This is a genomic window from Pseudomonas sp. GQ91, assembly GCF_059758795.1.
Map to the genome: position 1 here is coordinate 1 of NZ_JCAXED010000036.1, position 2024 is coordinate 2024.

General features: G+C 45.0%; 3 protein-coding genes and 1 pseudogene. All 4 read left to right on the forward strand.

Annotation, left to right across the window (positions count from 1 at the left end):
- A pseudogene (locus AC6CIA_RS26240) lies at positions 1-430 on the forward strand (hypothetical protein); the annotation flags it as partial.
- Positions 427-903, forward strand: a complete 477-nt coding sequence (locus tag AC6CIA_RS26245; protein ID WP_498316046.1) for a hypothetical protein — start codon at positions 427-429, stop codon at positions 901-903. The pseudogene AC6CIA_RS26240 and the gene AC6CIA_RS26245, both read left to right, overlap by 4 nt.
- Before the next feature lie 349 nt (positions 904-1252).
- A complete protein-coding gene (locus tag AC6CIA_RS26250; protein ID WP_498316048.1) occupies positions 1253-1513 on the forward strand; it encodes a hypothetical protein in 261 nt (86 codons plus the stop codon).
- A 307-nt stretch (positions 1514-1820) separates the two neighbouring features.
- On the forward strand, positions 1821-2024 hold a 204-nt coding region (locus tag AC6CIA_RS26255; RefSeq protein WP_498316050.1), incomplete at its 3' end, for a hypothetical protein.

The following is a 2024-nucleotide window of genomic DNA, read 5'->3' on the forward strand; positions in this document are numbered from 1 at the left end:
AAAGGATCCGATCGGGTTTGCGGGTGGGCTGAATGTCTATGCGTATGCGCCGAATCCGGTGGATTGGGTCGATCCGCTAGGATTGAAGGATGAACCAGCATTAGGAAGCGAAGAAAACCCGTTTAATACGTCGAGAGCAGCCCGGCGTGAATCTATGAGACAAGCAGGAATACCGAAAAGCCAGCAACCAGTTAGTCAATCAAAAAACAAATCAGGGTGGGAGTACCGTTATGAAACGCCTCAATCTGGTGGTGGCAGAGAGTTGGCATCAGTGCAACAACAAACAATGGATGTTAGCCATCCGGATAGGCCTCACTGGGAAGCTGGTAAAGTCAAGCTTGATGACGACGGAAATCCCAGAATGAGTAGACACGGACGTCCGCAAGTCCGTAATGGAAAAGGAAAGGCTTTTTATAGGTGTTGTCAATGAAAATAAATTCTTATAAGAAAGAGTTATTATATAGAAAGGCTCAAGGCAAGAAAATATCGAAAAGATTTGAAAAAAAATTAAGTAACATTTTCCTGGAGACAAACGAAAAGCTCTCCCGGATAGGACTACTTGAAACAGATATTATTATTGAAATTCTGAAAGCAAGGAGCATAAGCTACCACGAGGAGAAGACTTTTATTTCCACAACTGAGTGCTTGAATTTTATTTCAACTGAAATATCTGGAAAAGAACACTACGTGCTAATTGATGAGGATTGGAAGCTATGTGGAGCAGTACGGATAGGGCCCAACACCAAATTAAATATTAATTTTAATTTCAATGAAAATGTTAGCGATGAATTAAGATTTATATCATTAGACTTTTCCATGCAAGTATCTGTCGATTATACCTATGACCATGGCGACCTTGTAAATGAATGCTCTATCAAAAAATACACAGCATCACAGGCCTGAAAGTCGTATTTTCATCCTCATTAATATCAACAAAATAAAGGAAGGATCCGATCGGGTTTGCGGGTGGGCTGAATGTCTATGTGTATGGGCCGAATCCAGTTGAGTGGGTTGATCCGTTTGGGCTGGCTAAATCTGGACGCTGGCAACCCGTAGGAAATGGCAGAATTCGCATTGATCCCCCTCACGTAGAGAACACAAATCAACAAACCCATGCTCACTGCGAGTGCAAATCTAGACGCAAAGAAATCGTCATAAACCAAGATGGCACCCAAAGCCATGGATCTCGCGGAGATATCTCGGGCCTAACTCGCACTGAAAAAGAATTTTTGAAAGATAAAGGTTTTGATATATGAAAAAGCTAAACGCCTTCACCATTCACGGAACAGCCATCAATTCCAGCCATGAGCTAAAACTTGATGAAATATCAATTGTAGCTGATGCCAACACACTAGAATTGATCGGATTTTTTTTTATTAACGCAGCCAAAAAAATGAAGAAAAACGAACTTGAGCACCTGCATCTTCAGGATGTAACAAGCAATTTTTCATATGATAAGCACGTAGACATTATTATTTTGAATAAAGATATAGTAACGACCACGTCTAATTGATGCCTGTTATTCGCAGGACACCACAGACAAAAGCGGCTCGGTGATCGAGTCCATCACGTACTTCGGACTCAACTTCCAGTGGAGGTTGATAGCATCAGGATCGCCTGTGGCGCAACCCTGATCGCAGTAGTTTTCACTGTGCCGTACTCCGACGCACTGCTCTTTAACAACTGGACATCATCGGCATTGGCTTGATCGCGTTAATGCTTATGCCTGCGGTGGTACGACTCAACGCGGCAACATCATCGAGACTATCGACCCGCTGGAGAACACCACCCAGTACAGCTACAACAGCGATAACCTGCCCGTGGTCATCACCGACGCCAACGGCGACAGCAAGCAACTGGCCTATAACACCGACGGCCAGCTCAGCCGCTTCACCGATGCCGAAGGTCACGTCACCACCTACGAGTACCGCGCCGGGCAGTTGGTACGACTGATCCACCCCGACAAAACCGAAGAACTCTTCGAGCGCGACGCCGAAGGCCGCTTGCTGACCCACACCGACGCC

Excerpts from the sequence above, each read along its gene's own strand:
- AC6CIA_RS26245 (WP_498316046.1), top strand. The coding sequence starts at position 427 with ATGAAAATAAATTCTTATAAGAAAGAGTTATTATATAGAAAGGCTCAA.
- AC6CIA_RS26250 (WP_498316048.1), top strand. The coding sequence starts at position 1,253 with ATGAAAAAGCTAAACGCCTTCACCATTCACGGAACAGCCATCAATTCC.